The sequence below is a fragment of the Curtobacterium sp. MCBD17_008 genome (genome assembly GCF_003234475.1).
Classification (GTDB): domain Bacteria; phylum Actinomycetota; class Actinomycetes; order Actinomycetales; family Microbacteriaceae; genus Curtobacterium.
Map to the genome: position 1 here is coordinate 145,018 of NZ_QKTK01000005.1, position 26,485 is coordinate 171,502.

The 26,485-nt window shown below is 72.6% G+C and carries 27 protein-coding genes and 1 tRNA gene; 24 read left to right on the forward strand and 4 right to left on the reverse strand.

Annotated elements, in window-relative coordinates:
- Positions 1–42: 42 nt before the first annotated feature.
- On the forward strand, positions 43–987 hold the full coding sequence (gene miaA, locus DEI95_RS07005) for a tRNA (adenosine(37)-N6)-dimethylallyltransferase MiaA (RefSeq protein ID WP_111059813.1): 945 nt from the start codon (positions 43–45) through the stop codon (positions 985–987).
- The gene (gene dapF, locus DEI95_RS07010; protein WP_111059787.1) at positions 984–1,874 is read left to right on the forward strand and encodes a diaminopimelate epimerase; all 891 of its coding nucleotides are present in this window, start codon (positions 984–986) and stop codon (positions 1,872–1,874) included. The genes miaA and dapF overlap by 4 nt, the downstream gene beginning before the upstream one ends.
- Before the next feature lie 121 nt (positions 1,875–1,995).
- On the opposite strand, the gene DEI95_RS07015 is transcribed toward dapF, so the two are convergent.
- Positions 1,996–2,607, reverse strand: a complete 612-nt coding sequence (locus DEI95_RS07015) for a class I SAM-dependent methyltransferase (protein WP_111059788.1) — start codon at positions 2,605–2,607, stop codon at positions 1,996–1,998.
- Positions 2,608–2,668: 61 nt separating this feature from the next.
- Between DEI95_RS07015 and hflX the strand changes: the two genes are divergently transcribed.
- A complete protein-coding gene (gene hflX, locus DEI95_RS07020; RefSeq protein ID WP_111059814.1) occupies positions 2,669–4,213 on the forward strand; it encodes a GTPase HflX in 1,545 nt (514 codons plus the stop codon).
- A 142-nt stretch (positions 4,214–4,355) separates the two neighbouring features.
- On the opposite strand, the gene lexA is transcribed toward hflX, so the two are convergent.
- Entirely contained in the window at positions 4,356–5,000 is a 645-nt protein-coding gene (gene lexA / locus DEI95_RS07025; RefSeq protein ID WP_110823889.1) for a transcriptional repressor LexA, read from the reverse strand.
- Positions 5,001–5,256: 256 nt separating this feature from the next.
- Between lexA and DEI95_RS07030 the strand changes: the two genes are divergently transcribed.
- From DEI95_RS07030 to DEI95_RS07105, 17 genes are all read left to right on the forward strand, one after another.
- Positions 5,257–5,619: a LysM peptidoglycan-binding domain-containing protein gene (locus DEI95_RS07030; protein WP_110900770.1), complete on the forward strand. Its 363-nt coding sequence runs from the start codon at positions 5,257–5,259 to the stop codon at positions 5,617–5,619.
- Positions 5,620–5,714: 95 nt separating this feature from the next.
- Positions 5,715–6,821: a histidinol-phosphate transaminase gene (locus tag DEI95_RS07035; RefSeq protein WP_111059789.1), complete on the forward strand. Its 1,107-nt coding sequence runs from the start codon at positions 5,715–5,717 to the stop codon at positions 6,819–6,821.
- On the forward strand, positions 6,818–7,420 hold the full coding sequence (gene hisB / locus DEI95_RS07040) for an imidazoleglycerol-phosphate dehydratase HisB (protein WP_110823891.1): 603 nt from the start codon (positions 6,818–6,820) through the stop codon (positions 7,418–7,420). The genes DEI95_RS07035 and hisB overlap by 4 nt, the downstream gene beginning before the upstream one ends.
- Positions 7,417–8,055, forward strand: coding sequence for an imidazole glycerol phosphate synthase subunit HisH (hisH, locus tag DEI95_RS07045; protein ID WP_110823892.1), 639 nt, complete (start codon positions 7,417–7,419; stop codon positions 8,053–8,055). Before hisB ends, hisH begins: the two co-directional genes overlap by 4 nt.
- 20 nt (positions 8,056–8,075) lie before the next feature.
- A complete protein-coding gene (priA, locus tag DEI95_RS07050; RefSeq protein WP_110890576.1) occupies positions 8,076–8,822 on the forward strand; it encodes a bifunctional 1-(5-phosphoribosyl)-5-((5-phosphoribosylamino)methylideneamino)imidazole-4-carboxamide isomerase/phosphoribosylanthranilate isomerase PriA in 747 nt (248 codons plus the stop codon).
- Between the two features lie 3 nt (positions 8,823–8,825).
- Entirely contained in the window at positions 8,826–9,656 is an 831-nt protein-coding gene (locus tag DEI95_RS07055) for an SseB family protein (protein WP_111059790.1), read from the forward strand.
- 106 nt (positions 9,657–9,762) lie between these two features.
- Positions 9,763–10,641 carry a ParA family protein gene (locus DEI95_RS07060; RefSeq protein WP_110824029.1) on the forward strand — a complete coding sequence of 293 codons (879 nt, stop codon included), beginning with the start codon at positions 9,763–9,765 and terminating at the stop codon, positions 10,639–10,641.
- Positions 10,625–11,518 (forward strand): segregation and condensation protein A, encoded by an 894-nt coding sequence (locus DEI95_RS07065; RefSeq protein WP_375342343.1) that lies wholly within the window; start codon positions 10,625–10,627, stop codon positions 11,516–11,518. Before DEI95_RS07060 ends, DEI95_RS07065 begins: the two co-directional genes overlap by 17 nt.
- Entirely contained in the window at positions 11,508–12,242 is a 735-nt protein-coding gene (gene scpB / locus DEI95_RS07070) for an SMC-Scp complex subunit ScpB (protein WP_111059791.1), read from the forward strand. Before DEI95_RS07065 ends, scpB begins: the two co-directional genes overlap by 11 nt.
- Complete coding sequence (locus DEI95_RS16935) at positions 12,239–13,207, forward strand: hypothetical protein (protein WP_258367511.1); 969 nt, start codon at positions 12,239–12,241, stop codon at positions 13,205–13,207. Before scpB ends, DEI95_RS16935 begins: the two co-directional genes overlap by 4 nt.
- Before the next feature lie 518 nt (positions 13,208–13,725).
- Complete coding sequence (locus tag DEI95_RS16940) at positions 13,726–14,478, forward strand: pseudouridine synthase (protein ID WP_258365797.1); 753 nt, start codon at positions 13,726–13,728, stop codon at positions 14,476–14,478.
- Between the two features lie 94 nt (positions 14,479–14,572).
- The gene (locus tag DEI95_RS07080) at positions 14,573–15,712 is read left to right on the forward strand and encodes a prephenate dehydrogenase (RefSeq protein WP_375342344.1); all 1,140 of its coding nucleotides are present in this window, start codon (positions 14,573–14,575) and stop codon (positions 15,710–15,712) included.
- Positions 15,713–15,876: 164 nt separating this feature from the next.
- Positions 15,877–16,572 carry a (d)CMP kinase gene (gene cmk / locus DEI95_RS07085; RefSeq protein ID WP_111059816.1) on the forward strand — a complete coding sequence of 232 codons (696 nt, stop codon included), beginning with the start codon at positions 15,877–15,879 and terminating at the stop codon, positions 16,570–16,572.
- 72 nt (positions 16,573–16,644) lie between these two features.
- Positions 16,645–18,165: a ribosome biogenesis GTPase Der gene (gene der / locus DEI95_RS07090; protein ID WP_110823898.1), complete on the forward strand. Its 1,521-nt coding sequence runs from the start codon at positions 16,645–16,647 to the stop codon at positions 18,163–18,165.
- A gap of 177 nt (positions 18,166–18,342) precedes the next feature.
- A complete protein-coding gene (locus DEI95_RS07095; protein WP_181436225.1) occupies positions 18,343–18,894 on the forward strand; it encodes a hypothetical protein in 552 nt (183 codons plus the stop codon).
- A 175-nt stretch (positions 18,895–19,069) separates the two neighbouring features.
- The gene (locus DEI95_RS07100) at positions 19,070–19,600 is read left to right on the forward strand and encodes a hypothetical protein (RefSeq protein WP_181436226.1); all 531 of its coding nucleotides are present in this window, start codon (positions 19,070–19,072) and stop codon (positions 19,598–19,600) included.
- A 78-nt stretch (positions 19,601–19,678) separates the two neighbouring features.
- The gene (locus DEI95_RS07105; protein ID WP_110890583.1) at positions 19,679–20,554 is read left to right on the forward strand and encodes an oxidoreductase; all 876 of its coding nucleotides are present in this window, start codon (positions 19,679–19,681) and stop codon (positions 20,552–20,554) included.
- Between the two features lie 85 nt (positions 20,555–20,639).
- Here DEI95_RS07105 and DEI95_RS07110 read toward each other — a convergent pair whose 3' ends face one another.
- Together DEI95_RS07110 and DEI95_RS16630 are read right to left on the reverse strand one after the other, a co-directional pair.
- The gene (locus tag DEI95_RS07110) at positions 20,640–22,835 is read right to left on the reverse strand and encodes an ATP-dependent DNA helicase RecQ (protein WP_258367512.1); all 2,196 of its coding nucleotides are present in this window, start codon (positions 22,833–22,835) and stop codon (positions 20,640–20,642) included.
- Positions 22,836–22,906: 71 nt separating this feature from the next.
- On the reverse strand, positions 22,907–24,370 hold the full coding sequence (locus tag DEI95_RS16630; protein ID WP_181436227.1) for a hypothetical protein: 1,464 nt from the start codon (positions 24,368–24,370) through the stop codon (positions 22,907–22,909).
- A gap of 69 nt (positions 24,371–24,439) precedes the next feature.
- Here DEI95_RS16630 and DEI95_RS07120 point away from each other — a divergent pair, with 69 nt between their 5' ends.
- From DEI95_RS07120 to DEI95_RS07135, 4 genes are all read left to right on the forward strand, one after another.
- Positions 24,440–25,276: an endonuclease/exonuclease/phosphatase family protein gene (locus DEI95_RS07120; RefSeq protein ID WP_111059794.1), complete on the forward strand. Its 837-nt coding sequence runs from the start codon at positions 24,440–24,442 to the stop codon at positions 25,274–25,276.
- Positions 25,273–25,923 (forward strand): hypothetical protein, encoded by a 651-nt coding sequence (locus tag DEI95_RS07125; RefSeq protein ID WP_110823904.1) that lies wholly within the window; start codon positions 25,273–25,275, stop codon positions 25,921–25,923. Before DEI95_RS07120 ends, DEI95_RS07125 begins: the two co-directional genes overlap by 4 nt.
- Before the next feature lie 138 nt (positions 25,924–26,061).
- Positions 26,062–26,135 (forward strand) — tRNA-Pro (locus tag DEI95_RS07130).
- A 66-nt stretch (positions 26,136–26,201) separates the two neighbouring features.
- Positions 26,202–26,435: a hypothetical protein gene (locus DEI95_RS07135; protein ID WP_258365712.1), complete on the forward strand. Its 234-nt coding sequence runs from the start codon at positions 26,202–26,204 to the stop codon at positions 26,433–26,435.
- Positions 26,436–26,485: the final 50 nt, after the last annotated feature.

A 26,485-nucleotide genomic window follows, 5' to 3' on the forward strand; every position in this document is an offset into this window, starting at 1 on the left:
GTCGGTCCGGGTGTCGGGAGCAACCAGGGCGCACCACTCGACCTGGTCGTCGGCGCGGACGTCGTCGCGGTGGTCGGGGCGACCGGCACCGGCAAGTCCGAGCTCGCCCTGGCCCTCGCCGAACGGCACCGTGCGCATGGCCGACGGGCGGAGATCGTCAACGCCGATGCCATGCAGCTCTATCGCGGTATGGACATCGGCACCGCGAAGGTCCCGGAGTCCGGACGTCGCGAGATCCCGCACCACCAGCTCGACGTGCTCGACGTCACGGACGAGGCGAGCGTCGCGGCGTACCAGCGTGACGCCCGCGCGGCGATCACGGAGATCACGGCGGACGGCGGTGTCGCCGTGCTCGTCGGCGGCAGCGGTCTCTACGTGTCCGCCGTGCTGTTCGACCTCGACTTCCCGGGGACCGATCCCGTGCTCCGCGAGCAGCTCGAGCGGGAGCACCGGGAGCTCGGGCCGACCGTCCTGCTCGACCGACTGCGAGCGCTCGACCCGGCAGCGGCGGCCGTGATCGACGCCCGCAACCCGCGGCGGTTGATCCGGGCCGTCGAGGTCGCGAGCCGGTCGAACCGCGTCACCCCGAGCCTCCCGTCCGCGCCGCGCCCGTGGCGACCGGCGCACGTCCTGCACCTGCGGCGCGACCGCGAGCAGCTCGTGGCGGGCCTCCGCACCCGGGCCGAGCGCATGTTCGCCACCGGGCTCGTGGACGAGGTCGCGACCCTGCGGGACCGGGGACTCGAACAGGGCCGCACGGCGCGTGCCGCCATCGGGTACGCGCAGGCACTCCAGGTCCTCCGCGGGGAGGCGACGGTCGACCAGGCCGTGGAGGCGACGAGCATCGCGACGCGCAAGTACGCGCGACGACAGGTCTCGTGGTTCAAGCGGTACGCCGACGCCGGGACGACCCGGGTGAGCGCGGTGGACGTCACCGGCGCCGGGGCCGCGGAGCTGTCGGGACTGGCCCGTAGGATCGTCCCGTGACCGAGCTGCACTTCACCAAGGGCCACGGAACCGGCAACGACTTCGTCCTGTTCGCCGACCCCGACGCGACGGTCGACCTGACCCCGGACCGGATCCGTGCGATCGCGGACCGGCGGTTCGGCGTCGGCGCCGACGGCGTCATCCGGGCGGTGCGGTCCGACGCGATCCCCGAGGGCCGAGCGGTCCTCGCCGAAGACCCGGACGCCACCTGGTTCATGGACTACCACAACGCCGACGGCTCGGCGGCCGAGATGTGTGGCAACGGGATCCGCGTCTTCGCCCGGTACCTGACCGAGGCGGGACTCGTCGACCTCGCCCCGGGACAGACCCTGACCGTGGGCAGCCGGAAGGGCGTCGTCGACATCCAACGGTCGTCGACGGGCTTCGCTGCCGACCTCGGCCGGTGGCGTCTCGGCATCGACGGTGGCGGATCGGACGACGTCCTCGTCCGCGCGAAGGAGCTCGACCGCGCACGGCCCGGCCTCGGCATCGACGTGGGCAACCCGCACGTCGTCGTGGCGGTCGCCAGCGAGGAGGAGCTCGCCGGCATCGACCTGACCTACGTGCCGGTGCTCGACCCGGCTCCCGCTTCGGGCGCGAACGTCGAGTTCGTGCTCCCCGGCGACCCGCTCGTCACGGACGGGGTCGGCGAGATCACGATGCGCGTGCACGAGCGCGGGAGTGGCGAGACGCTGTCGTGCGGGACGGGTGCGATCGCCGCGGCCCTCGCGACCCGGTACTGGGCGGGCTCGGCAGCGCCCGACACCTGGCGCGTCCGCGTTCCGGGCGGCGTGCTCACGGTGCGCATGTTCGCCGCGGAGGACGGCGAGCACGTCTCGCTCGCCGGCCCGGCGGAACTCGTCTTCTCGGGGGACCTCACGGTCTGAGGCGGCCTGAGCCCGTCTGGGTCTGTCCCAGCTGGTCTGGGTCTGTCCAAGCTGGTCTGGGCCCGCCCGAGCTGGTCTGGGCCCGCCCGAGCTGGGCCGGGCTGGCCTCAGCCGGTCCCGGTCACGCCGTCCGGTGCACCCGGATGACGCGGAAGCCCTTGTCTGTCGTCGCCCGCGTGACGGTGAAGCCCTCCATCAGCGTCTGCTGCAACCAGCGCTGCAGGGAGTCCCCGCCGAGGTCCTTCGACACCACGAGCCAGGCGTCCCCGCCGACGGCGAGCCGGGGGATCCACGTGCGGAGGATGTCGTGCAGTTCGTCCTTGCCGACCCGGATCGGCGGGTTCGACCAGATCGTCCGGAACGTCGCGTCGGACGGGATGTCGGCGGGCAGACCCACCGTCACGTTGTCCGCTCCGGCAGTGGCGGCGTTGGTGCGCGCCAGGTCGAGGACGCGCTCGTTGACGTCGACGCCCCACACGTGGGCGTCGGGGGACTGCAGCGCCATGGTGATCGCCAACGGACCCCACCCGCATCCGACGTCGAGCAGGTCCCCGGTGGGCGCGGGCGCGGGGACGGTGCGCAGCAGCACGCTCGTGCCGCGGTCGATGCCGTCCGGGCTGAAGACGCCGGCGGCGGTGGTGAGGTCGAGCGTCCGACCGGCGAGCGTCACGCGGATCTGCCGCGGCCGCGCCGGGCTCTCCGGAGTGGCAGAGAAGTAGTGGTCGTTCGCCATGGAAGAACCGTACCGGGAACCCCGTGTGTCCAGAGGGCTCCGGAGGTACCCTGTGGACAGCATGACGGAATCCCATCAGCAGGACGAACAGACCATCCACGACGACAGCGCAGACGGTGTCGTCGAGCGGGTGCTGCGCAACGCCGACCGGCGCGCAGCATCCTCCATCTTCGCGCCGGCGCAGGCGATCCAGACCCGCTCGGTGGACGAGCAGGGCTGGGACGGCGACGGCGAACAGTACGACCGTGAGGACCGTGCGGCGCTGCGCCGCGTCGGCGGCCTCTCCACCGAGCTCGAGGACGTCACCGAGGTCGAGTACCGGCAGCTCCGGCTCGAGCGGGTCGTCCTCATCGGCGTGTACGCGCAGGGCGACGCCTCCGACGCCGAGAACTCCCTCCGCGAACTGGCGGCCCTCGCCGAGACCGCCGGTGCCGTGGTGCTCGACGGCCTCCTGCAGCGCCGACCGAACCCGGACCCGGCGACGTACCTCGGCAAGGGCAAGGCCCAGGAACTCGCGATGGTGGTCAAGGCCACCGGTGCCGACACGGTCATCGCCGACACCGAACTCGCACCCTCGCAGCGGCGCGCGCTCGAGGACGTCGTGAAGGTCAAGGTGATCGACCGGACGGCCGTGATCCTGGACATCTTCAGTCAGCACGCCACCACCCGCGAGGGCAAGGCGCAGGTCGAGCTCGCACAGCTCGAGTACCTGCTGCCGCGTCTGCGCGGTTGGGGTGAATCGATGTCCCGACAGGCCGGTGGTCAGGTCTCCGGCGGTGCAGGTATGGGCTCCCGTGGTCCCGGTGAGACGAAGATCGAGCTCGACCGACGCCGCATCCACACCCGGATGGCGAAGTTGCGCCGTCAGATCGCGTCCTTCACACCCGCCCGCGAGGCCAAGCGCGCCGACCGCGACCGCAACGACGTCCCGAGCGTCGCGATCGCCGGGTACACGAACGCCGGCAAGTCCTCGCTGCTCAACCGACTGACGAGCGCAGGCGTCCTGGTGCAGAACCAGCTGTTCGCCACCCTCGACTCGACGGTCCGGCGCACGGAGACGTCGAAGGGTCGCGAGTTCACCTTCACGGACACCGTGGGCTTCGTCCGGAACCTCCCGCACCAGTTGGTCGAGGCGTTCCGTTCGACGCTCGAGGAGGTCGGGAACGCGGATGTCATCGTGCACGTCGTGGACGGCTCCCACCCGGACCCGGCGGCGCAGCTCGCGACCGTCCGCGACGTGATCGGCGACGTCGGCGCGCGCGACATCCCGGAGGTCGTCGTGTTCAACAAGGCCGACCTGATCGACGACACCCAGCGCATGGCCCTCGTGGCGCTCGCGCCGGACGCCGTCTTCGTGTCGGCGCGGACCGGTGCCGGCATCCCGGACCTGCTCGCGGCGATCGAGGCTCGCCTGCCGGAGCCCGACGTCGAACTGACCGTCGTCCTGCCGTTCTCCCGCGGCGACCTGGTCTCGCAGCTGCACGACGCCGGCGCGGTCGAGTCCCTCGACTACGTGGCGGAGGGGACGCGCCTCCGGGTGCGGGTCTTCCAGCGGGAGGTCGCCGAACTCGACCCGTACGTGGTCGCGCCGGTCGCGTCCGTCTGACGCTGGTCCGCCGGACGGGAGGCGCGGTGCACGCTCGCACCGCGCCTCCCGTCCGGCGTCCCGCGGGACCGGGACGAGGGCGGCTGCCCGCACCGCCTTCGCGATGCGTGCGGCCGCCCTCGTCGTGTGTCGGGGAGTGGTGTCAGAGGGAGCGGAGGACCGCGACGACCTTGCCGAGGACCGTCGCGGCGTCGCCGAGGATCGGCTCGAACGCGGAGTTGCGGGGCAGCAGCCACGTGTGCCCGTCGCGCTGACGGAAGACCTTGACGGTCGCTTCCTCGTCGAGCATGGCGGCGACGACGTCACCGTTCTCGGCGGTCTGCTGTGCACGGACGACCACCCAGTCGCCGTCGCAGATCGCGGCGTCGATCATCGACTCGCCCACGACCTTGAGCATGAAGAGGTCGCCCGTCCCGACCAGCTGACGGGGGAGCGGGATGATCTCGTCGACGTGCTGCTCCGCGGTGATCGGGACACCGGCCGCGATGCGCCCGACCAGCGGCACGAGGGTGGTGGCGTCCACGTCCGGCCCGTCGGTGCCGGGCGCCGGCTCGTCGACGAGGACCTCGAGCGCGCGCGGGCGGTTCGGGTCACGACGGATCCACCCGCCGAGCTCGAGCTGTCCGAGCTGGTGCGAGACGCTCGAGAGTGACGAGAGGCCGGCGGCGTCGCCGATCTCGCGCATGCTCGGCGGGTAGCCCCGGCTGGCGATCGACGCGCGGATGGCGTCGAGGATCGACTGCTGCTTCGCGGTCAGCGGTTTCTGTCCGCGCAGTTCGTCCGTCACGTCTCGCCCTTCGTCGCGGTGGAACGGTGTCCGCGGGAATGTCGGTGGTGGCCGCGAGACTCGTTCCAGTCGCTCGAAACAGTATCCGGTCGGCGCACCCGGGCCAAACACCTGTTCGAGCGTGTCGCAGGAAATCCCCCCACAGATCCCTCCACGGGACTTGTGCATCCACCCGATCGAACGTATGTTCGGTACACGGCTTCGGTCGGCCCATCCGGACCGGTCGGACTCCGACGGCAAGCAGGAAGGCAACGACATGAGCACCAACGCCATCGTGGACACGCAGCACACCGCAGCACCCGCAGTGCGGACGCGTCTCCGTCTCACCCGCCGCGGGCGGGTCGTCTTCACGACCCTCGCCGCCCTTCCCGTGCTGTTCTGCGTCGGGATCGCGATGCTCAACGGTGGTCAGGCATCTGCCGGTGACCGGGCGGCCGACGTGCACTTCGACACCGTCACGGTCCAGCCGGGCGAGACCCTGTGGCAGCTGGCCGAGCAGACCGCGCCCGACTCCGACCCGCGCGACTTCGTCCAGGACGTCGTGAGCCTCAACGCACTCGACGGCTCGGGTGTGCAGGCCGGCCAGGAGATCGCCATCCCGGCCCAGTACGGCAACTGACCGTCCGACCGCTGGGCGCCCGGCGCGACCACCGATCACGCGGCACCGTCCGGACGGGCGGCGAGCCCCGAGGCGACGCGGCCTACGATGGATCGGTGGCAACCACGCTCGAAGACCTCCCCATCCGAGACGACCTGCGCGGGCAGAGCCCCTACGGCGCCCCGCAGAAGCACGTCCGCGTGCAGCTCAACGTCAACGAGAACACGCATCCCGTCCCGGAGGACGTCGCGGAGGACATCGTCGCCTCGATCCGCCGAGCGCTGACGACCGTCAACCGCTACCCGGACCGCGAGTTCACCGAGCTGCGGGAGTCGCTCGCCGGGTACCTCGGGCACGGACTCGGACCGGAGTCGATCTGGGCGGCGAACGGCTCGAACGAGGTCATCCAGCAGCTCCTCCAGGCCTTCGGCGGACCCGGGCGGAGCGTGCTCGGGTTCCCGCCCACCTACTCGATGCACTCGATCATCGCGTCGGGGACCGGCACCGCGTGGATCCCCGCCGAGCGTGACGATGCGTTCCGGATCTCGCCGGAGACGGCCGTGGCCGCGGTCACCGCCCACCGGCCGGACCTCGTCTTCCTCTGCGGGCCGAACAACCCGACCGGGACGCCGCTCGACCTCGCCACGATCGAGGCCGTCTACGACGCGACCGACGGCATCGTGATGGTCGACGAGGCGTACGCCGAGTTCATGCCGGTCGGGCAGCCGACCGCGCTCACCCTCCTGCCCGGTCGGGAGCGCCTGGTCGTGTCCCGCACCATGAGCAAGGCCTTCGCCTTCGCTGGCGCCCGGGTCGGCTACCTCGCCGCGGACCCCGCCGTCATCGACGCGCTCCGCCTCGTGCGCCTGCCGTACCACCTGTCCGCCCTCACCCAGGCCGCGGCCGTCGCCGCCCTCCGGCACGCCCCGGAGATGCTGCGCATGGTCGACGACATCCGCGGGCAGCGCGACCGCATGGTGACGGAACTGCGCGCGATGGGGTACCAGCCGCACGAGACGTGGTCGAACTTCGTGCTGTTCGGGGGGGTCGCCGACCCGCGTGCAGCGTTCGAGTCGCTGCTCGAGCGCGACGTGATCGTGCGCGACCTCGGCATCCCGAACCACCTCCGCGTGAGCGCTGGGACGGCGGAGGAGACGACCGCCTTCCTCGACGCCATGCGCGCGGTCGCCGCCGAGCAGCCGCCCGTTAGGGTTGCAGCATGACCGCGCGCACCGCCGAGATCACCCGCTCGACGAGCGAGTCGACCGTGTCCCTGTCGCTCGACCTCGACGGCACCGGGAAGTCCGAGATCGCGACGAGCGTGCCGTTCTTCGACCACATGCTGACGGCGTTCAGCAAGCACTCCCTGATCGACCTGCGCGTGCAGAGCTCCGGTGACACGGACATCGACGTGCACCACACGGTCGAGGACACCGGCATCGTGCTGGGGCAGGCGCTCCGGCAGGCGCTCGGCGACCGCGCGGGCATCGGCCGCTACGGCGATGCCCTCGTCCCGCTCGACGAAGCCCTGGCGCAGGCGGTCGTCGACGTGTCCGGTCGTCCGTACCTCGTCCACACCGGAGAGCCCGCCGGCTTCGAGTTCCACCGGATCGGCGGACACTTCACCGGGTCCATGGTCCGGCACGTGTTCGAGGCGATCACGATGAACGCCGGCATCACGGTCCACGTCCGCGTCCTCGACGGCCGCGACCCCCACCACATCGCGGAGGCCGAGTTCAAGGCCTTCGCTCGGGCCATGCGCCGCGCCGTCGAACTCGACCCGCGCGTCGACGGCATCCCGTCCACGAAGGGCACGCTGTGAGCACCACCCGGCCGAACGTCGTCGTCCTGGACTACGGCTCCGGCAACGTCCACTCCGCCGCGAAGGCGCTCGAGCGCGCGGGCGCCGACGTGACGCTCTCGAACGACAAGCAGGCCGCGCTCAAGGCCGACGGACTCCTGGTCCCCGGTGTCGGTGCGTTCGCCGCGGTCGTCGACCAGCTCGAGGGGGTGCGCGGCGGCGAGATCGTCGACCACCGCCTGGCTGGTGGGCGCCCCGTGCTCGGCATCTGCGTCGGCATGCAGGTCCTGTTCGAGCGCGGCGTCGAGCGCGGTGCCGACGTCGAGGGCCTCGGGCAGTGGCCCGGCGTCGTCGAACCGATCGAGGCCGAGGTCCTGCCGCACATGGGCTGGAACACGGTCGAGGCCCCCGAGGACTCCGTGCTGTTCGACGGCCTCCGTGACGAGCGCTTCTACTTCGTGCACTCCTACGGCGTCACCGACTTCCCGCTCGAGGCGTACGGGCCGTTCCGTGCGCCGAAGCTCACCTGGGCCGAGCACGGGGAACGGTTCATCGCCGCGGTCGAGAACGGCCCGCTGAGCGCCACGCAGTTCCACCCGGAGAAGTCCGGCGAGCCGGGCATCCGCCTCCTCCGCAACTGGGTCTCGTCACTGTGACCCCCGATCCCGACGGGACCATGACCGAGCTCTCCACCACCCAGCCCCTCGTCCTGCTGCCGGCCGTCGACGTCGTCGACGGTCAGGCCGTGCGCCTCACCCAGGGCGAAGCCGGCAGCGAGACCGGGTACGGCGACCCCGTCGTCGCGGCCCGCACCTGGCGTGACCAGGGGGCGGAGTGGATCCACCTCGTGGACCTCGACGCGGCGTTCGGTCGTGGCGACAACCGCAGGGTGATCGCGCACGCCGTCCGCGAGGTCGAGGGCGTCTCCGTCGAGCTCTCCGGCGGCATCCGCGACGACGCCTCGCTCGAGGCCGCCCTCGCCACCGGTGCCGCCCGGGTCAACCTCGGCACGGCCGCGCTCGAGAACCCCGACTGGGCCGCGCGGGTCATCGGGCAGTACGGCGAGCAGATCGCCGTGGGGCTCGATGTCCGCGGCACCACCCTCGCAAGCCGGGGATGGACCGAGGATGCGGGCGACCTCTGGGAGGTGCTCGACCGGCTCGAGGAAGCCGGCTGCGCCCGGTACGTCGTCACCGACGTCACGAAGGACGGCACGCTGCAGGGCCCGAACGTCGACCTGCTGCGTCAGGTGTGCGACCGGACCGACCAGCCGGTGGTGGCCTCGGGCGGCATCTCGACGCTCGACGACCTGCGTGCGCTCCGCGAACTCGTGCCGCACGGTCTCGAGGGCGCGATCATCGGCAAGGCGCTGTACTCGGGGGCGTTCACGCTCCCGGCCGCGCTCGACATCGCCTCGGAGTAGTCCGTGGCGGGGATCTCGAACGGCCGCGGCACGGGTCCGGAACCCGACGACCGGACCGCCGAGGAGCACGCGGCGCACGACCACACCGCCGACTCCGCGGGGAACCCCTGGGCCGGTCGGACGTTCGACGCACACGACACGACGTTCGCCGAGGACGACGGGCTGGCCGACCCGGACCTCGTCGCCGCGATCACCGCGGTCGCCTCGGGAGGCCCGCACGGCGCCGTCGTCGACGCCCTCCGCTCGGCACGTCTGCTCATCCCGCTCGTCGCCGAAGCGGGCGACGTCGGGGAGACCCCGGACGGGCGCACCGTCGACAAGACGCAGGAACTGTCGATCGTGACCGTGGCCGGCCCGGACGGCCGCGCCGTCATGCCCGCCTTCACCTCGGTCGAGGCGATGCGCGCCTGGGACGCCGATGCCCGTCCGATCCCGGTCGAGTCCCGCCGGGTGGCGATGGCCGCGGCGAGCGAGGACACGCAACTCGTCGTGCTCGACCCCACGGCAGCGACCGAGTTCGTCCTGCGGCGGCCCGCGGTGTGGGCGCTCGGGCAGGACCTGCCCTGGACGCCGTGCTCCGAGGACCCCGAGGTCGCGCGGGCCTTCGCCGGCACGATCGAGACCGAACCGGCCGTGGTCCGGGTCGAGCTGTCACCGGGGGACCCGCTCTCCCGGTTCGCCGGGCCCGAGCTCACGGTCGGCCTGCGACTCATCGCCGGGCTCGACCGCGAGCAGGTGACGGAACTGGTCGGGCGCCTGCAGCAGCGGTGGGCCACCGACCCGGTGATCGCGGAACGCGTCGACAGCATGCGCGTCGCCCTCCGCGCCGCGTGATCACCGCCCTCCGACGACCGGGAGGCCCGTGTCCGGTCCGCCCCGCGGGTCCGCCCGCTCGGCGGTGCGGCCCGATCAGCCGCGGGTGCGCCGGTACGATGGCCAGGTGAGCAGCATCCCGACGACAGCCTCCGGTACCGGCGACATCGTCACGGGTCCGACCGGTCGGCCCGTGCGGGCGTTCCCCGTGCCGGACGAGCTGGACGGCCACGGTCCGGCGCGCATCATCTCCCTGTGCAACCAGAAGGGCGGGGTCGGCAAGACCACCACCGCCATCAACCTCGGTGCCGCGCTGGCCGAGTACGGGCGGAAGGTCCTGGCGGTCGACTTCGACCCGCAGGGCGCCCTTTCCGCCGGCCTGGGCGTGCGGACGCACGACATCCCCACCGTCTACGACCTGCTCATGGGCGCCGTGAAGGACCCGAACCAGGTCATCCAGCCGACGAACGTGCCGTTGCTCGACGTCATCCCGGCGAACATCGACCTGTCCGCGGCTGAGGTGCACCTGGTCAACGAGGTCGCCCGCGAGCAGATCCTCGCGAGCGTGCTGCGGAAGGTCTCGAATGACTACGACGTCATCCTCATCGACTGCCAGCCCTCGCTCGGCCTCCTGACCGTGAACGCCCTGACGGCCGCGCACGGTGTGCTCATCCCGCTCGAGTGCGAGTTCTTCGCCCTCCGCGGTGTCGCGCTGCTCATCGAGACCATCGACAAGGTGCGCGACCGGCTCAACCCGGCCCTGACGCTCGACGGCATCCTCCCGACCATGTACGACGCACGGACGCTGCACTCGCGGGAGGTCATGGAGCGGGTCGTCGAGACCTTCGGTGACCGGGTCCTCGACACGGTCATCGGCCGCACGATCAAGTTCCCCGACGCCACCGTCTCCGCGCGTCCGATCACACAGACGGCTCCGGACCACGCCGCGGCGCACGCCTACCGGTCGCTGGCACGAGAGCTCGTCCAGCGTGGCGCCGTCGCCTGAGGAACCGGCCACGAGCCTCCCGTCCGGCGCGCCCGGACCCGTCGACGACGAGCGCGACGCGCCGGTCGGCACCACGACGGCACCCGGGTTCCGGGTGCGTCTCAGCAACTTCGACGGACCGTTCGACCTGCTGCTCTCGCTCATCACGAAGCACGAGCTCGACATCACCGAGGTCGCTCTCAGCGCGGTCACAGGGGAGTTCATCGCGTACGTGCGACAGGCCGAGTCGAGCGACGAACTCGACGAGGCGAGCGAGTTCCTCGTCGTCGCTGCGACGCTCCTCGACCTGAAGATCGTCGGACTGCTCCCGCAGGGTGAACTCGTGGACGCCGAGGACGTGGCGCTCCTCGAGGCCCGCGACCTGCTCTTCGCACGACTGCTGCAGTACCGGGCGTTCAAGCAGGCCGCGGACTGGTTCGGCGACCGCTGGGCGACCGAGTCCCGACGGCACGTCCGGAGCGTCCGGCTCGAGGAACGGTTCCGCGCCCGGACCCCGGAGCTGGTGTGGACGCTCTCCGTGCAGGACTTCGCGGCGCTGGCGGCACTGGCGTTCGCCCCGCGGGAGATCCCGACCGTCGGGCTCGACCACCTGCACGCCCCCGCCGTGAGCATCCGCGAGCAGGCCGCCATCGTCGTGTCCCTCCTGCGCACCCGCGCCGACGAGGGGTCGCCGGACGTGACGTTCCGCGAGGTGATCGCGGGCGTCGACCAGGCGGGTATCGTGGTGGCTCGTTTCCTCGCGATCCTGGAGCTGTACCGGAACGCCTCCATCTCGTTCGAGCAACTCGAACCACTCGGGGAACTGATCCTCCGGTGGACCGCGCTCGACTGGACGGACGAGAGCCTCGCGAACCTGGGAGCCGACTATGACGGATGACGTGCACGCTCGCGGTGCGCGCGCCCGCGCCGGTGGGTCCGCCGAGCCGGGTGGCTCGGACGAGATCGAGGACGCCCGAGCCCTGGAAGCCGAGCTCCGTGCTGCCGCAGCGGCACGAGCCGACGCGCCCGCTGACGCCGCGTCTGCCGTCGAGGCGTCGATCGACCGTCAACTCGAAGCGATCCTGATGATCGCGGACCAGCCGCAGTCGCTCGTGGCACTCGCCGCCGCCGTCGGGGAACCGGTGGCCGACGTCCGGCAGGCGGTCGACCGCCTGGTGGCCGACTTCGACGGCGTCGACGGCACGGTCCGCCGCGGGTTCGAGCTCCGCGAGGTCGGCGGGGGCTGGCGCTTCTACGTCCGCTCGGAACTCGACGCCGTCGTCGAGCAGTTCGTCGAGGCCGAGCGTCCGGCACGGCTGTCCCAGGCAGCCCTCGAGACGCTGGCCGTGGTCGCCTACAAGCAGCCGATCACCCGTTCCCAGATCGCCGCGATCCGGGCCGTCAACGTCGACGGCGTGGTCCGGACCCTCGTCGCGCGCGGCCTCATCGAGGAGTCGTTCACCGACTCCGAGACCGGCGCCATCAACTACGTCACCTCCGAGTTGCTGCTCCAGCAGCTCGGCATCAACTCGCTCGACGAGCTTCCGCTCATCTCGCCCCTCCTGGAGGACGGCGCGGACGGCTTCGGGCAAACCGAAGGGATCCCCGATGGCCGGGTTTGACCAGAACGACAGACCACGACGAGACGACGACCGCCGCGGCGGCCCCGGACGCACGGGCGGTGGCCGGCCGGGAGGCGCGGGCCGCCGTGACGACGCACCCCGCGGACGCGACGGGGCCGGCTCCGGCGGGTACCGCGGGCGGGACGTCCGTGGTGCGGGTGCGGGTGCCGGTGACCGCGGTGGGTACCGCGGGCGCGACGACCGTGGTGCGGGTGCCGGTGACCGCGGTGGCTACCGCGGGCGCGACGACCGCGCTGGTGGCGACCGTGGTGGGTACCGCGGCGGCGAGGACCGGGGTGCCGGTGGGTACCGCGGGCGCGACGACCGTGCTGGTGGCGACCGTGGTGGGTACCGCGGCGGCGAGGACCGGGGTGCCGGTGGGTACCGCGGGCGCGACGACCGTGCTGGTGGCGACCGTGGTGGGTACCGCGGCGGCGACGACCGGAGTGCCGGTGGATACCGCGGGCGCGACGACCGTGCCGGTGGGGACCGCTCGACGGGTGGGTACCGCGGGCGCGACGACCGCGGCTCCTCGGACCGCGGTGCGTACCGCGGTCGCGACGAGCGTGGTGCCGGCGACCGGGGCGGGTACCGCGGGAGCGACGACCGCGGGGCCGGTGGGTACCGTGGGCGGGACGACCGTGGCGGCGACCGCGGGGCCGGTGGGTTCCGTGGGCGGGATGACCGCGGCTCCTCGGACCGCGGTGGGTACCGCGGGCGCGACGACCGGGGCGGCGACCGGCCGACCGGTGGGTACCGCGGCGGTGACGACCGGTCCTCCGGTGGCTTCCGAGGGCGTGACGACCGTGGCGGCGACCGTCCGACGGGTGGCTTCCGAGGGCGTGACGACCGTTCCGGTGGGTACCGCGGCGGTGACGACCGGTCTTCCGGTGGCTTCCGCGGACGTCCGGACCGCGACGCGCGCAGCTCCGACCGTCGCTCGGACGACCGTGGCGGCTTCGTGAGCCGGGACGACGATCGCGGCCGCTTCGTGCGCCGCGACGACTCCGACCGTCGGCCCGGCGCTGGCGCCCGTGACGACCAGCGCGGCGGCTACCGCGGTGGTGACCGGCCGCGCGACGACCGTGGCGCGGAGCGTGGCGGACACCAGGGACGTGACTCCCGTGGTGGCCGCGACGACCAGCGCGGTGGGTACCGCGGCCGTGACGACCGCGGGGCCACCCGTCGGTCGGACGACCGGGGTGCCGAGCGTGGCGGCGACCCGCGCCGCGACGACCGCCGGAGCCCGGACGGTGCCCCGAGCAGCGTCTGGCACAACGGCCGCCGCTACGTCGGTGGCACGACCAGCCCGCGCAACGACCCCGCACGCAAGCGCACGACGCCCCTGCCCGCCGGGGAACGCGACGACGAGGGTCGTCCCGCCGAGGGCACACCCGAACGCCCGATCATCCCGGACTGGGAACCGGCGGACGGGACGGCGACCGACGGAGGCGAGCCGGACCTCCAGGAGGGCGGTGAGCGTCTGCAGAAGGTGATCGCCGCTGCCGGCGTCGCCAGCCGTCGTGTCGCGGAGAACCTCATCGCCGAAGGGCGCGTGACGGTGAACGGCGAGGTGGCGGACATGCTCGGACGCCGCGTCGACCCGGACACCGACGAGGTCGCCGTCGACGGTGTGCCGGTGCAGACCGACACCTCGCGGCGGTACGTCGTCCTCAACAAGCCGACCGGCGTGGTCTCGAGCATGCAGGACGAGCACGACCGCCCGGACCTGTCCCAGTTCGTCGACCGGTTCGAGGAGCGCCTGTTCAACGTCGGCCGCCTCGACTACGACACGGCCGGCCTGATCATCCTGACGAACGACGGAGCCCTCGCGCACGTGCTGGCCCACCCGTCGTTCGGCGTGACGAAGACCTACGTCGCGAAGGTCGACGGCACGATGACGCCCTCCACGCTGCAGTTGCTGCTCGACGGCATCGACCTGGAGGACGGGCCGATCGCCGCCGACAAGGCGCGCCTGCTCGAGTCGTCACGCGGGGAGTCCCTGGTCGAGATCACCCTGCACTCCGGCCGCAACCGCATCGTCCGGCGGATGCTCGAGGCGATCGGGCACCCGGTCCTCGAACTCGTCCGACGGTCCTTCGGACCGCTCCAGCTCGGCAGCCTCGCGCCGGGCCAGGTGCGGGAACTCACCACCGTCGAGCTCGGCAAGCTGCTGGGCATCGCGCGGACCGCGGGGACCCGCACGGGTGACGACGAGGCGGAGAGCACGGACTGACCGGCTCACGGACGGCGCCGGCGCAGGTGGGGGAGTTCCCCACAGGCCCGGCGCCGTCCCGTTCCCGGGCCGCACCGCTCGCTAGGCTTGCGGCGTGACCGAAGCCACTCCGCCCGCCCTCCCCGACGACCGGGTGTCGTCGGGGATCGACCGGCGACTCCGCGGACCGGTACGGATCGTCGGGACCGGCCTGCTGGGCGCGTCGATCGGCCTCGCCCTGCGGGACAAGGGAGTGGACGTCATCCTGGACGACGTGTCCCCGGCCGCGTTGGCGCTCGCCGTGGACTACGGCGCCGGACGCCGTCCTGCACCGGGTGACGCGCCGGAGCTCGTCGTCGTCGCGGTGCCGCCGGACGTCACGGCCAGCGTCGTGGAACGCGAACTCGCCGCCTTCCCGGACGCCGTCGTGACCGACGTCGCGAGCGTGAAGTCCGGGCCACTCGAACGACTCCGTGCCGCCAGCGCCGACGTCTCGCGCTACATCGGTTCGCACCCGATGGCCGGCCGCGAACGCAGCGGGCCGACCGCCGCCCGGGCCGACCTGTTCATCGGCCGTCCGTGGGTGATCGCCGGACACGACGACATCACCCATCAGCGAGCCGCCGCGGTGGAGCACCTGGCGCTCGACCTCGGCGCGACCGTCGTCCCGATGGACCCCGCAGCCCACGACCAGGCGGTCGCCGTCGTCTCCCACGTCCCGCAACTGGTGTCGACGCTCATGGCCTCCCGACTCCGGGACGCTCCGGGCGAGGCCCTCGGGCTCGCCGGCGGCGGGGTGCGCGACGTCACGCGCATCGCCGCGAGCGACCCGGGTCTGTGGGTGCAGATCATCGGCGCGAACGCCGCCCACATCCGACCGGTGCTGACCGACCTGCGGGACGAGCTCGACCGGGTGATCGACGCGCTCGCCGACCCGACGGCCCCCGGGTCGCCCCGCAGCCTGGCGGAGACCATCGCGTCCGGCAACCGGGGTGTCGAGCGGTTGCCCGGCAAGCACGGCTCCACCGCCCGGTTCGCCCGTGTCGTCGTCCTCATCGACGACCGTCCCGGACAGTTCGCCGCGCTCCTCACCACCATCGGGGAGCTCGGCATCAACCTCGAGGACCTGCACCTCGAACACTCGCCACGGGCGCAGATCGGCATCGTCGAGGTGTCGGTCGTCCCCGAGCACGAACAGCGACTCGTCGAGGAACTCGAGGGTCGCGGATGGAGGATCGCAGCAGCATGGGCCTGAACGAGCACGACACCGCACTCGAGTCCGGTGTGACCGGGGGCCCGGACGGCCCCGACGCCGGACTGCCGACCCCTGTCGACAAGCCCGGACCCCTCGGCGGCGGCGACGTCACCGGTGGTCCGGACGGCCAGGGTGCCGGTGAACTCGGCTCCACGCGTGACCCGATGCCCGCCGGGCTCCCGGCCGGCGCGTTCGTCGCGAAGTTCGTCATCGCCGTGGATGGCCCCGCAGGCAGCGGCAAGTCGAGCGTGTCCCGCGCCGCTGCCCGCGCACTCGGCTTCGGCTACCAGGACACCGGCGCCGCCTACCGTGCGCTCGCGTGGCACGCCCTGCAGCTCGGCGTCGACCTCGACGACCCGGCCGCGGTCCTCGCCAGCTGGGACCACTTCGACTACGAGATCGGCACCGACCCCGACCACTACTTCGTGCGCGTCGGCGGTGTCGACGTCACGGACGCGATCCGGACGCCCGAGGTCACGGCGGCGGTCGCCCACATCGCGAAGCTGCCCGACGTGCGCGCGAAGCTCGTCGCGCTCTTCCGCCAGGTCATGCGGAAGGCGGACGGACAGGGCATCATCACCGAGGGTCGGGACATCACGACGGTCGTCGCACCGGACGCCGAAGTCCGCATCCTGTTGACCGCCGACGAATCCGTTAGAATGGCACGTCGGTCGGCAGAGGTCACGACCCAGTCGGCCGAAGAGACGTCGGCCGCCCTCGCCCGTCGGGACGCTGCCGATGCGAAGGTCGTCGACTTCATGAACGCCGCCGACGGCGTCACCACCCTCGACTCCACCGACCTCGACTTCGACCAGACCGTGCAGGCGGTGGTCGACCTGGCCCGCTCGGCCACGAACTGACGACGAGGCGGCCACACGGCCGCACGTGAACCACGAACACGCGGCCGACCGGCCGCCGGCAAGGAAACCACCATGGCGCAGCTGGACGACCGAAGCGACGACGACTTCCCCGAGTACGACGACTCCCTCGGCGAGCGGCTCGCCGACATCGACGAGGCCGAAGCGGACCAGCGTGCGAGCGCGCTCCGTGCCGGGCTCGAGGACTACGACCTCGACGAGGAGGACATCGCACTCCTCGAAGCCGGCAAGCTCGGCGTCGACGGCGTCGCGTACCTGCCGGCGCTGCCGGTGCTCGCGATCGTCGGGCGTCCGAACGTCGGCAAGTCGCAGCTCGTGAACCGCATCCTCGGGCGGCGGGAAGCCGTCGTGCAGGACACCCCGGGTGTCACGCGTGACCGCGTCAGCTACAAGGCCGAGTGGAACGACAAGCGGTTCACCATCGTCGACACCGGCGGGTGGGAGCCCGACGCGAAGGGCATCAACGCCTCCGTCGCCGCCCAGGCCGAGGTCGCGATCGACCTCGCCGACGCGGTGCTCTTCGTCGTGGACGTCACGGTCGGCATCACCGCGACCGACGAGCACGTCGTGAAGATGCTGCGCGGCACCGACCGTCCGGTCATCGTCGTCGCGAACAAGTCCGACGACGAGCGCCGCGACCTCGAGGCCCACGCGCTGTGGAACCTCGGCCTCGGCGAGCCGCACCCGGTCTCGGCCCTGCACGGTCGCGGTGTCGCGGACCTCCTCGACCTCATCATCGCGACGCTGCCCGACGTGTCCGCGGTCGCGAAGCAGGAGATCGGTGGCCCGCGTCGCGTGGCGATCCTCGGCCGCCCGAACGTCGGCAAGAGCTCGCTGCTCAACAAGGCCGCCGGCGAGGAGCGCGTGGTCGTCAACGAGCTCGCGGGGACGACCCGTGACCCGGTGGACGAGCAGGTCGAACTCGGTGGCAAGACCTGGCGCTTCGTCGACACCGCCGGCATCCGGAAGCGCGTGCACATGCAGCAGGGTGCCGACTTCTACGCCTCGCTCCGCACGACCGCCGCCCTCGAGAAGGCCGAGGTCGCCGTCGTCGTCCTCGACGTGACCGAACCGGTGTCGGTGCAGGACCTCCGCATCATCGACCTGGTGCTCGAGTCCGGCCGCGCACTCGTCCTGGCCTACAACAAGTGGGACCTGCTCGACGACGAGCGCCGCCGTTACCTGGAGCGCGAGATCGAGCAGGACCTGGCGCACGTCACCTGGGCGCCGCGCGTGAACATCTCCGCCCGCACCGGACGCCACCTCGAGAAGCTCGTGCCGGCGCTCGAGACCGCACTCGAGTCGTGGGACACCCGCATCCCGACCGGCAAGGTCAACGCCTTCGTCGCCGAACTCGTCCAGGAGCACCCGCACCCGGTCCGCGGTGGCAAGCAGCCGCGCATCCTGTTCGCCACGCAGGCGTCGACCCAGCCGCCGACCTTCGTGCTGTTCACGTCGGCGTTCCTCGACCCGCAGTACCGCCGGTTCATCACACGGCGCCTCCGCGAGGTCTGGGGCTTCGACGGCACCCCGATCATCGTCAACATGCGCGTCCGCGAGCGCCGGAAGCGCTGACCGGTCATGGCCGCGCCGCGAGGGGAGCGATCGACGTCACCGCGTCGGTCGCCCCTCGTGGCGGGGCTGGTCCTGCTCGTCGCGGTCGGCGTCGGCGCGGTCGCGCTGCGGTCCGCTCCGGATGACCGGACGTCGGCGTCCACGCCGTCGCCGTCCCCGAGCACGGACGGACCCCGGATGGCCATCGGCCACGGCTTCATCCCGGACGAGCCGACGTCCGACGCGACGGTCGTCCCGTCCGGCGCTGGCGCGGGCGCCGGTGCTGCTCCCAGCGGTGACACGACCGTGGTCGACGCCGCGACCGGACTGCCCGTCGACGACGGGCAGGCGTCGGCTCCCTGGTGGCGACGGGCTCTGCCGATCGCGGGCGACCTCGTTCCGATCCGAGGTGACGTCCGGGGCACCGTCCGCCTCGAGGTCGTCGGGGAACAGGTCGTCCAGATCACCCTCACCGGTGTCCGGGTCGATGCGGGGTCCGGGGCGACCGGGTCGCACGTCGGTGCCGTGCGGGTCCAGCTGTCCTCGGGTGACGTCGTGGGGACCGACCGAGCACGGTGGACCGGTGACGACGTTCCGGCCGACGTCGGCTCGTTCACGCCGGACGGCGAACACCCCGTGCTGGTCATCGTCGACCCGCAGGACCTGCCGTCGGTGGTGCACTCCGTCCTGCTCGTCGACGCTGGCACCGGTGCCGTGCTCGGCGGAGCGGAATTGCTGCCCGTCTCCTGACCGGGGCAGCCGTGCGCGCTGTGGTGCGTGCGGGATGGATGGCAGCGCCCGACCGCTCGTCCGAGGGAGGGTCGGTGACCGCGGCGCGGACCCCGCGTGGCTACGCCACAGATCCCGGGGCCCCGCCATCGATCCGGTGGCCCCGCGATGTGGCCGGATGGGGCACCATGGGACGGTGACGCCGCACCCGCCCGCCCTCTCCGCGCGGGCGGACCGTGCGTGGACACGACTCCGGCTCGACCGCCTGGCAGGCGGACGGCAGGGCGGCTACGTCATCCGGGAGGACATGCTCGCCCACCCGGACACCGTCCGGTCGTTCCGCTGGATCCGCTGGCTGCTCGTCGCCGAGACCGTCGTCGGACTGACCGCGGTCCTCGTCGCCGTGCTCCTGACCCGAGCCGGCCAGGACGTCCCGTGGGCGGTCTGGTTCCGCGCGACGGTCGTGCTGCTCATCACCCTGACGCTGTACGTGTTCGCGTGGCGGGCGCAGCTCGGGTACTACTGGGCGTACCAGCGACTGCGGTTGTTCAGCCGGGTCTTCCCGATCGTGACGCTGGTGATCGCGGCGATCCCCGGGTTGTACCCGTTCTGGATGGTCATCGAGCAGATCGTCTTCTCGGTCCTCATGGTCGGGATCGGGGACGTGCTGACGAGCGACCACATGCGGAGCACCTTCCCGAGGCCGGCCCGCCGCGAGGCACGGTAGCCGGGGCGGACCCGACCGCGTACCCCAGGACCACCGAGGATGCGTGTCGCTCGGACCACGAGGAGCATCGTGGGTCGTATGACCACGACCTCCCTCCCCGGCGGCACCTACCGCATCGCTGACGACCTCGACCTGACCCGCGTCGGGTACGGCGCCATGCAGTTGGCCGGGCCGCACGTGTTCGGACCGCCCGCCGACCACGACGAGGCCGTCCGGGTGCTCCGGACCGTCGTCGACCTCGGCATCACGCACATCGACACCGCCGAGTTCTACGGCCCGCACGTCACGAACGAGCTCATCCGCGAAGCACTCGCGCCGTACCCGGAGGACGTCCACATCGTGACGAAGGTCGGGTCGGTCCGAGACGCGAAGGGCAACTGGGTGCCGACCCGAGAGCCCGACGACCTCGTCGCTCAGGTGCACGAGAACCTCCGCACCCTCGGACTCGACCGGCTCGACGTCGTGAACATCCGCATGGGCGGGTTCGACGCCCCGGAGCCGGGTTCGATCGCCCCGCAGGTCGAGGCACTCGCCCGCCTGCAGGAGGAGGGGCTCGTCCGGCACATCGGTCTGTCGACCGTCAGCGCGGAGCAGCTCGCGGAGGCGCAGAGCTACGTGCCGATCGTCTGCGTGCAGAACATGTACAACGTGGCCCGCCGACAGGACGACGCCCTCGTCGACCTCACCGCGTCGCAGGGCATCGCGTACGTGCCGTACTTCCCGCTCGGTGGGTTCTCGCCGATCCAGTCCGGAGCACTCGACCGGGTCGCGGCGCGCCTGGAGGTGTCGCGGCTCACGGTCGCCCTGTCATGGCTGCTCCAGCGGTCGCCGAACATGCTGCTCATCCCGGGGACGTCGTCGGTCGCGCACCTCCGGGACAACGTCGCGTCCGCCGGGTTCGTGCTGCCGGACGACGCCGTGGCGGAACTCGACGCGATCGGGACGGCCGCGTAGCGGCCGGGGCGGACGGGAGGCGCGTGACGACCCCGCCACGCCCCTCCCGGCCACCCGTCGGTCGGTGGCGGTCGGTGGCGGCCGGTCAGGCGACGGTGGCGAGCGCGAACGGCAGCACGGCGGACGCTCCGGCCCGGCGGAGTTCGCGACCCGCGACCGTCATCGTCCACCGGCTGTCGACCAGGTCGTCCACGAGCAGCACCGGCCCCTCGTGTGCCTGCAGTGCGGCGGCCAGCTCCGGGCCGACGACGAAGGTGTCCCAGACGCCGGACAACCGGTAGGCGCTGTTCGTCGCACCGTCGCCGCGCGGGACGCCGCCGTCGCGGTCCAGGGTGCCGAGGTGCTGCAGCCGCCCGATCGAGGACAGGGCCTGCGCGAGCGAGCCGACGAGCTGCGGGCGGGAGCGCGAGGACAGCGCCACCACGCCGGTCGGTCGGACCTCCCAGGGCCAGTCCTTCAGCGCTCGGACGCAGCCGTCGACGAGTTCGCGGGACACCGGCCCGTCCGGGGTCCCGGTCGCGAACAGCGCCCGGAGCGGCCCGCCCCACCCGAGGTCGGTGAGTCGCGCGACCGCACGGCCCGGGGCCACGAGTTCCCCGGCCGGGATCTTGCCCTTCACCGCGACCCCGAGGGACGCCATGCCCGAGGGCCACTGCGCACGCGGGGCGATCTCGACGCCGACCTGGTCGAGCGCGGTGGCCGCACCGGAGCGGTCCGCGTCGGAGACGTCCGTCGGGTACCAGGCGCCGGCGCAGTTGTCGCACCGGCCGCACGGCTCGGCCGTTGGGTCGTCGAGGTCCTGCTGGAGCAGCTGCATCCGGCACGCGCTGGTCGACTCGTACGCCAGCATCGACGCGGCCTCGGCGGCACGGGCAGCGGCGACGCGCTCGTAGCGGGCGGCGTCGTACTCCCACGGGCGCCCGGTCGTGACCCAGCCGCCGCCGACACGACGGACGGCGCCGTCGACGTCGAGCACCTTGAGCAGGAGTTCGAGCGTCGACCGCTTGATGTCGACGAGCCCTTCGAGTGCGACGGTCGACATGGCGCTGTCGGGGGAGAGTGCACCGAGCACGGCCGAGGCGCGCGACTCGGTCGGCATGGACGCGCTCGCGAAGTACTGCCAGATCTCCTGGTCCTCGCGTCCGGGCAGCAGCAGCACGTCGGCGTTGTCCGTCGCGCGGCCCGCACGACCGATCTGCTGGTAGTAGGCGACCGGCGAGGACGGCGCGCCGATGTGCACGACGAAACCGAGGTCGGGCTTGTCGAACCCCATGCCGAGCGCACTCGTCGCGACCAGGGCCTTCAGCTCGTTGCCCTTCAACTGCCCTTCGAGCTGTTCGCGTTCCTCGTTGTCGGTCCGGCCGGTGTACGCGCGGACGGCGTACCCGGACTCGCGCAGCAGGCGGGCGATGTCCTCGGCCGCCGAGACCGTGAGCGTGTAGATGATGCCGCTGCCGGGCAGGTCGCCGAGGTGCGCGAGCAACCAGCCGAGCCGGGCGCGGGCGTCGGGCAGTGTGAGCACGCCGAGCCGCAGCGAGGCCCGGGCGAGCGATCCACGGATGGTGAACACCGGGTCCTCGGGGCCGGCGGTGAGTTGCTCGGCGACGTCCTCGACCACGCGCTCGTTCGCGGTCGCCGTCGTCGCGAGCACCGGCACGCCGTGCGGCAGGGAGCGGATGAGCTCGGCCAGGCGCCGGTAGTCGGGTCGGAAGTCGTGCCCCCAGTCGGAGATGCAGTGCGCTTCGTCGACGACGAGCATCCCCATCCGCCCGATGAGCGCGGGCAGCTGTTCGTCGCGGAACTTCGGGTTGTTGAGCCGCTCGGGGGAGACGAGGAGCACGTCGACCTCGTCACGGGCGAGGGCGGCCTGCGTCTCGGTCCACTCGTGCGCGTTCGCCGAGTTGATGGACACCGCTCGCACCCCGGCCCGCGCGGCCGCTGCGACCTGGTCCCGCATGAGTGCGAGCAGCGGCGACACGAGCACGGTCGGCCCGCCGCCCCGGCGCCGCAGCAGCAGGGTGGCGAGGAAGTAGACCGCCGACTTGCCCCACCCGGTGCGCTGCACGACGAGGGCGCGCTGCCGGTGCTCGACGAGCGCGGAGATCGCCTCGAGTTGCCCCGGGTGGAAGACGGCGTCGACCCGACCGGTCAGGGCCTGCAGGGCCTCCTGCGCCTCGGCGGCGATCGCAGCGGATGGTGCCGGACCGGCCGACGGTGCCGGGCCGGCCGACGACGCGACCCCCGCAGCAGGCGGGACGGAGGAGGCAGCAGGTGAACGCATGCCCCCATGCTGTCAGGACCGACCGACGAACCCGGCCACGAGCCACAAGGCTGTGGAGGACCCGCGACCACTCACTGGTAGGTGACCAGCGACGGGGTCGGCTTCACCTCGGCCATCGTCTGCTCCGGCGTCAGCATCGGCGAGTCCTCGTCGTGGAAGTTCTTCCACCCCCAGTGCAGCCCCTCCGGACCGCCCTCGTGCAGTGCCTTCCACGTCGCCTGCTTGTCCGGCTGCGCCCCCTGCCCGTCGACGTGCACGAGCAGGTCGAGCTCCGGGTGCGACGTGAGCGAGCCCCGGTCGGCGATCATCGACGACCGGAACTGGTGCAGCACGAGCGCCTTCGGTGGCAGCCCCTCACGCCGGACGAGCTCCGCAAGCCACGCCGACACCTGGTCGACCTCTCGCGCCCCGACCGAGCCGATCTGCTCGAGCGGAACCTGGTCCGGGCCGAGCCGCCACTCCGGGTCGAGCGCCAACCACACGTCCGGCCGCCGGAGCAGCGACTCGTACCGTTGCGCCTGGGAGAGGAAGTCGCTCCGCCCGGGCTGCAGGTCGATGATCGTCGGCATGCCGGCCTCGTGCGCGGCGTCGACGTACGGCTCGAGGGTGGACACGGGCAGCTCGCGCGAGTAGTCGCCGTCGTCCCCGGCCTCGCCGGCAGCGACGGTCGCGATCACCTCGAACGCGGGCGTCACGGGCACGTCCGAGATCCCGCGGTACTCCCGCTCGAGGGCCTTCGCCCGCCGCACGCTCGCCGCCGGGTCCTGTTCGCCGAGCACCCCGAGCACCGGCGCGCCCGGAGCGCCGTACAGAGCCGTGTACCGGTGTCCGTCGAAGGGCCGCTGACCGCCGTCACCGATCCGGTACCCGGTCTGCGCCGCCCGGACGACCCACTCCGGGTCGCCGAGGTCCGCGAAGGCGGCACCGAGCAGCAGGGTCGGCCGACCCTGTGCACCGTGCAGCGCCCGTACGACGTCACCCGACGCGGCGGGGTCCGACACGCCCGAGGGCATCTCCACCAGCTGAGCACCGGCAGCCCGTGCGGTCGCCACCGCCGCAGCGTCCGCCGCCCGGTCCGCCACGAGCACCGTCTGCCGGGAGGCCCGTCCCCCCTCCGCCGACTGGCCCGCCTCCGGTGCGTCCCGTTCCACGACGTCCGTGTCGAGCGAGACGTCGCCGACCGCCTGGTACCAGGACGCGTCGAGCCGATCGAGTTCGGCGTCGACCTGCTCCGGTCCCGTGCCCACGAGGAGCGCGGGCACGTGCGCGCGCACCGCGGCGCTCGCGGCCCGTCGCACCGCGTCGGCGTCGTCCGCCGGCGCCACGACCGCACCGGGAGCCGACCGGAACAACCCCCGACTCGTCCGGACCGACCGCTCGGCGGCGGAGTCCTGCGCGACGACCGTGACAGCGTCGGACGCCGCACGGGCCAGGGTCGGCCGCGGGTCCGGCGCGGCACCGGAACAGGCGGTGACACCGAGGACGAGGCCGGTCACCGCGAGCGCGAGCAGAGGACGAACGGGTCGGGAACGCATCGAGCCACCATAGGAGCCGGACGGCGGTCAGCCTGGGAACCGGGTCAGTCCGGTCGGTAGAACGGGAGCATGCTCCGACAGGCCGACGACCGACCGACCATCGGGCCGGCGTCGCCTCCCGATCTGCACTGCATGACCCTCAACCTTCGCCGCCAGGTCCCTCGCCCTGCCGGGCACCCGGACGCGTGGGAGCACCGCCGGGACGCCGTCGTCGCGCTCGTCGCCTCCGAGCAGCCGACCGTGCTCGCCGTCCAGGAGGCCCTGCGCCCGCAGGCGGTGGACCTCGCCACCGGCATCGGCGAACGATGGGAAGCCGTCCTCCTCGGGCGGGACCGCCACGGCGACGGCGAGGCCGTCGGGGTCCTCGTCGACACCGAGCGCTGCACCGTCGTCGAACGCCGCTCGTGGGCGCTCTCCCGCCGACCGCTCCGCCCCGGCAGCCGCGCCTGGGCCACCGCCTTCCCCCGCCACGCGGTCGGCGTGGTCCTCGACGACCACGCCACCGGCGGACGCTTCCTCGCCCTGGCGACGCACCTCGACGTCGTCTCGCCGTGGGCGCGGCTCCGGTCTGCGCAACTCCTCGGCAGGATCGTGGCCGAGTCCGCGCTGCCGGCCGTCGTGATGGCCGACTTCAACAGTGCGGCAGGATCCGCGCCGTGGCGTGTGCTGGCGGACGCAGGTGTTCCCGACACCTGGGGGCGGGCCTCCCGTCCGGAGACGCCGGAGGTCGGGACGTACGCCGCGTACCGGGAGCCCCGCGCCGACCGGCCGCGCATCGACGGCGTGCTCGCGACCGAGACGGCCGTCGTGTCCCGCGTCGCCGTGTCCACCAGGCGGCCCGGGGGAGTGTGGCCCTCGGACCACCTCGCCGTGCACGCCGTCCTGTCGTTCGGAGCGAGCGCGTGATCGCCACCCTCGGGCTGACGTTCCTCCGCCGACCGCACGGCGCCGTCTGGGCCGCCGACGTGCTCCGGATCGTGACGCTCGTCAGCGTGCCCGTCGCCGCCGTCGGATGGGGCGCGGTGGCGTTCGCCGTGATGGCGCTCGCACTCCTCGGCGCCGTCGTCCCGCGCATGCTCGGACTCCGCCCGACGTTCGACGCGGCCGTCGTCCTGCTGAGCCTGGTCGCCGCGTGGAGCAGCATGCTCGACTGGTACACGACCGTGTTCCTGTGGGACAAGGTCGTGCACGTCATCCTGGTCGGCCTGCTCGCCGGGCTGCTCTACGTCATCGCCTCGGACGTCGGGGTCATCGCCTCGGCCCCGCGTGCCGGGGTGCTGCTCTCCGCCCTCGTGGCGCTCGCCGCGGGGATGGCGATCGGCTCCGTGTGGGAGATCGGCGAGTGGCTCGGGCACAACTTCGTCGACGACACGATCGTCGTCGGCTACGACGACACCATCGGCGACCTGGCCGCGGACGGGGCCGGCGCGTTGCTCGCCGGGTTCGCACTGCCGTGGTTGTCGCGGGAGCGGCGGGTCGTCCGACCTGGTCACGCTGCCCAGGGTGTCGGCGCTCGCCGGGAGGGCACGTCGGCGCTGCACACGCAGGGTTGACGCGCGCGGGCTGCGGGCCGTGGCGCGGTGGGGCTCGCGCTTCCGCTATGCTGGTTGGGCTGCTCCGCGCTCGGTCGGGTGGGGAGCAGGGCCTGCAGTGTCCTTCGTGGACACGGGGTCTGGGTCCGTACGGACTCACGGGCTGTGGCGCAGCTTGGTAGCGCACTTGACTGGGGGTCAAGGGGTCGCAGGTTCAAATCCTGTCAGCCCGACCGACAGCCCCGACGGAACCGAGTTCCGTCGGGGCTTCTTCGTTCTCCTGACGCGATTCTCGTTCGGTGACGGGTGCGAACTCGGCCGCGTCCGGGTGGCACTTCCGCCACGGCGGGAGGTACGACGTGACGCTGGTCGCCGACGCCCACACGACGACAGACGCCGAGCACGACGGAGTGGCCATCACCGGCGAGCAGATAGTGGCCCACACGAACATGTACTTCGCCGGACTGCGCTACCCCGGCCGACAGTTCGCCGCCTTGTCGCACGACGCCGTCGCCCTCTCGTCCGCGCGGTAGGCGACCATCCATCGCGGGGCCGGCCTCCGCGTCACCCGGGTCGCGGTGTT

What these genes read in the sequence shown, in the direction of transcription:
- DEI95_RS07015 (WP_111059788.1), bottom strand. Translation starts at nt 2,607, where the DNA reads ATGGCGAACGACCACTACTTCTCTGCCACTCCGGAGAGCCCGGCGCGG.
- hflX (WP_111059814.1), top strand. Translation starts at nt 2,669, where the DNA reads ATGACGGAATCCCATCAGCAGGACGAACAGACCATCCACGACGACAGC.
- DEI95_RS07030 (WP_110900770.1), top strand. Translation starts at nt 5,257, where the DNA reads ATGAGCACCAACGCCATCGTGGACACGCAGCACACCGCAGCACCCGCA.
- hisB (WP_110823891.1), top strand. Translation starts at nt 6,818, where the DNA reads ATGACCGCGCGCACCGCCGAGATCACCCGCTCGACGAGCGAGTCGACC.
- priA (WP_110890576.1), top strand. Translation starts at nt 8,076, where the DNA reads ATGACCGAGCTCTCCACCACCCAGCCCCTCGTCCTGCTGCCGGCCGTC.
- scpB (WP_111059791.1), top strand. Translation starts at nt 11,508, where the DNA reads ATGACGGATGACGTGCACGCTCGCGGTGCGCGCGCCCGCGCCGGTGGG.
- cmk (WP_111059816.1), top strand. Translation starts at nt 15,877, where the DNA reads ATGCCCGCCGGGCTCCCGGCCGGCGCGTTCGTCGCGAAGTTCGTCATC.
- der (WP_110823898.1), top strand. Translation starts at nt 16,645, where the DNA reads ATGGCGCAGCTGGACGACCGAAGCGACGACGACTTCCCCGAGTACGAC.
- DEI95_RS07095 (WP_181436225.1), top strand. Translation starts at nt 18,343, where the DNA reads ATGGCCATCGGCCACGGCTTCATCCCGGACGAGCCGACGTCCGACGCG.
- DEI95_RS07105 (WP_110890583.1), top strand. Translation starts at nt 19,679, where the DNA reads ATGACCACGACCTCCCTCCCCGGCGGCACCTACCGCATCGCTGACGAC.
- DEI95_RS07110 (WP_258367512.1), bottom strand. Translation starts at nt 22,835, where the DNA reads ATGCGTTCACCTGCTGCCTCCTCCGTCCCGCCTGCTGCGGGGGTCGCG.
- DEI95_RS16630 (WP_181436227.1), bottom strand. Translation starts at nt 24,370, where the DNA reads ATGCGTTCCCGACCCGTTCGTCCTCTGCTCGCGCTCGCGGTGACCGGC.
- DEI95_RS07120 (WP_111059794.1), top strand. Translation starts at nt 24,440, where the DNA reads ATGCTCCGACAGGCCGACGACCGACCGACCATCGGGCCGGCGTCGCCT.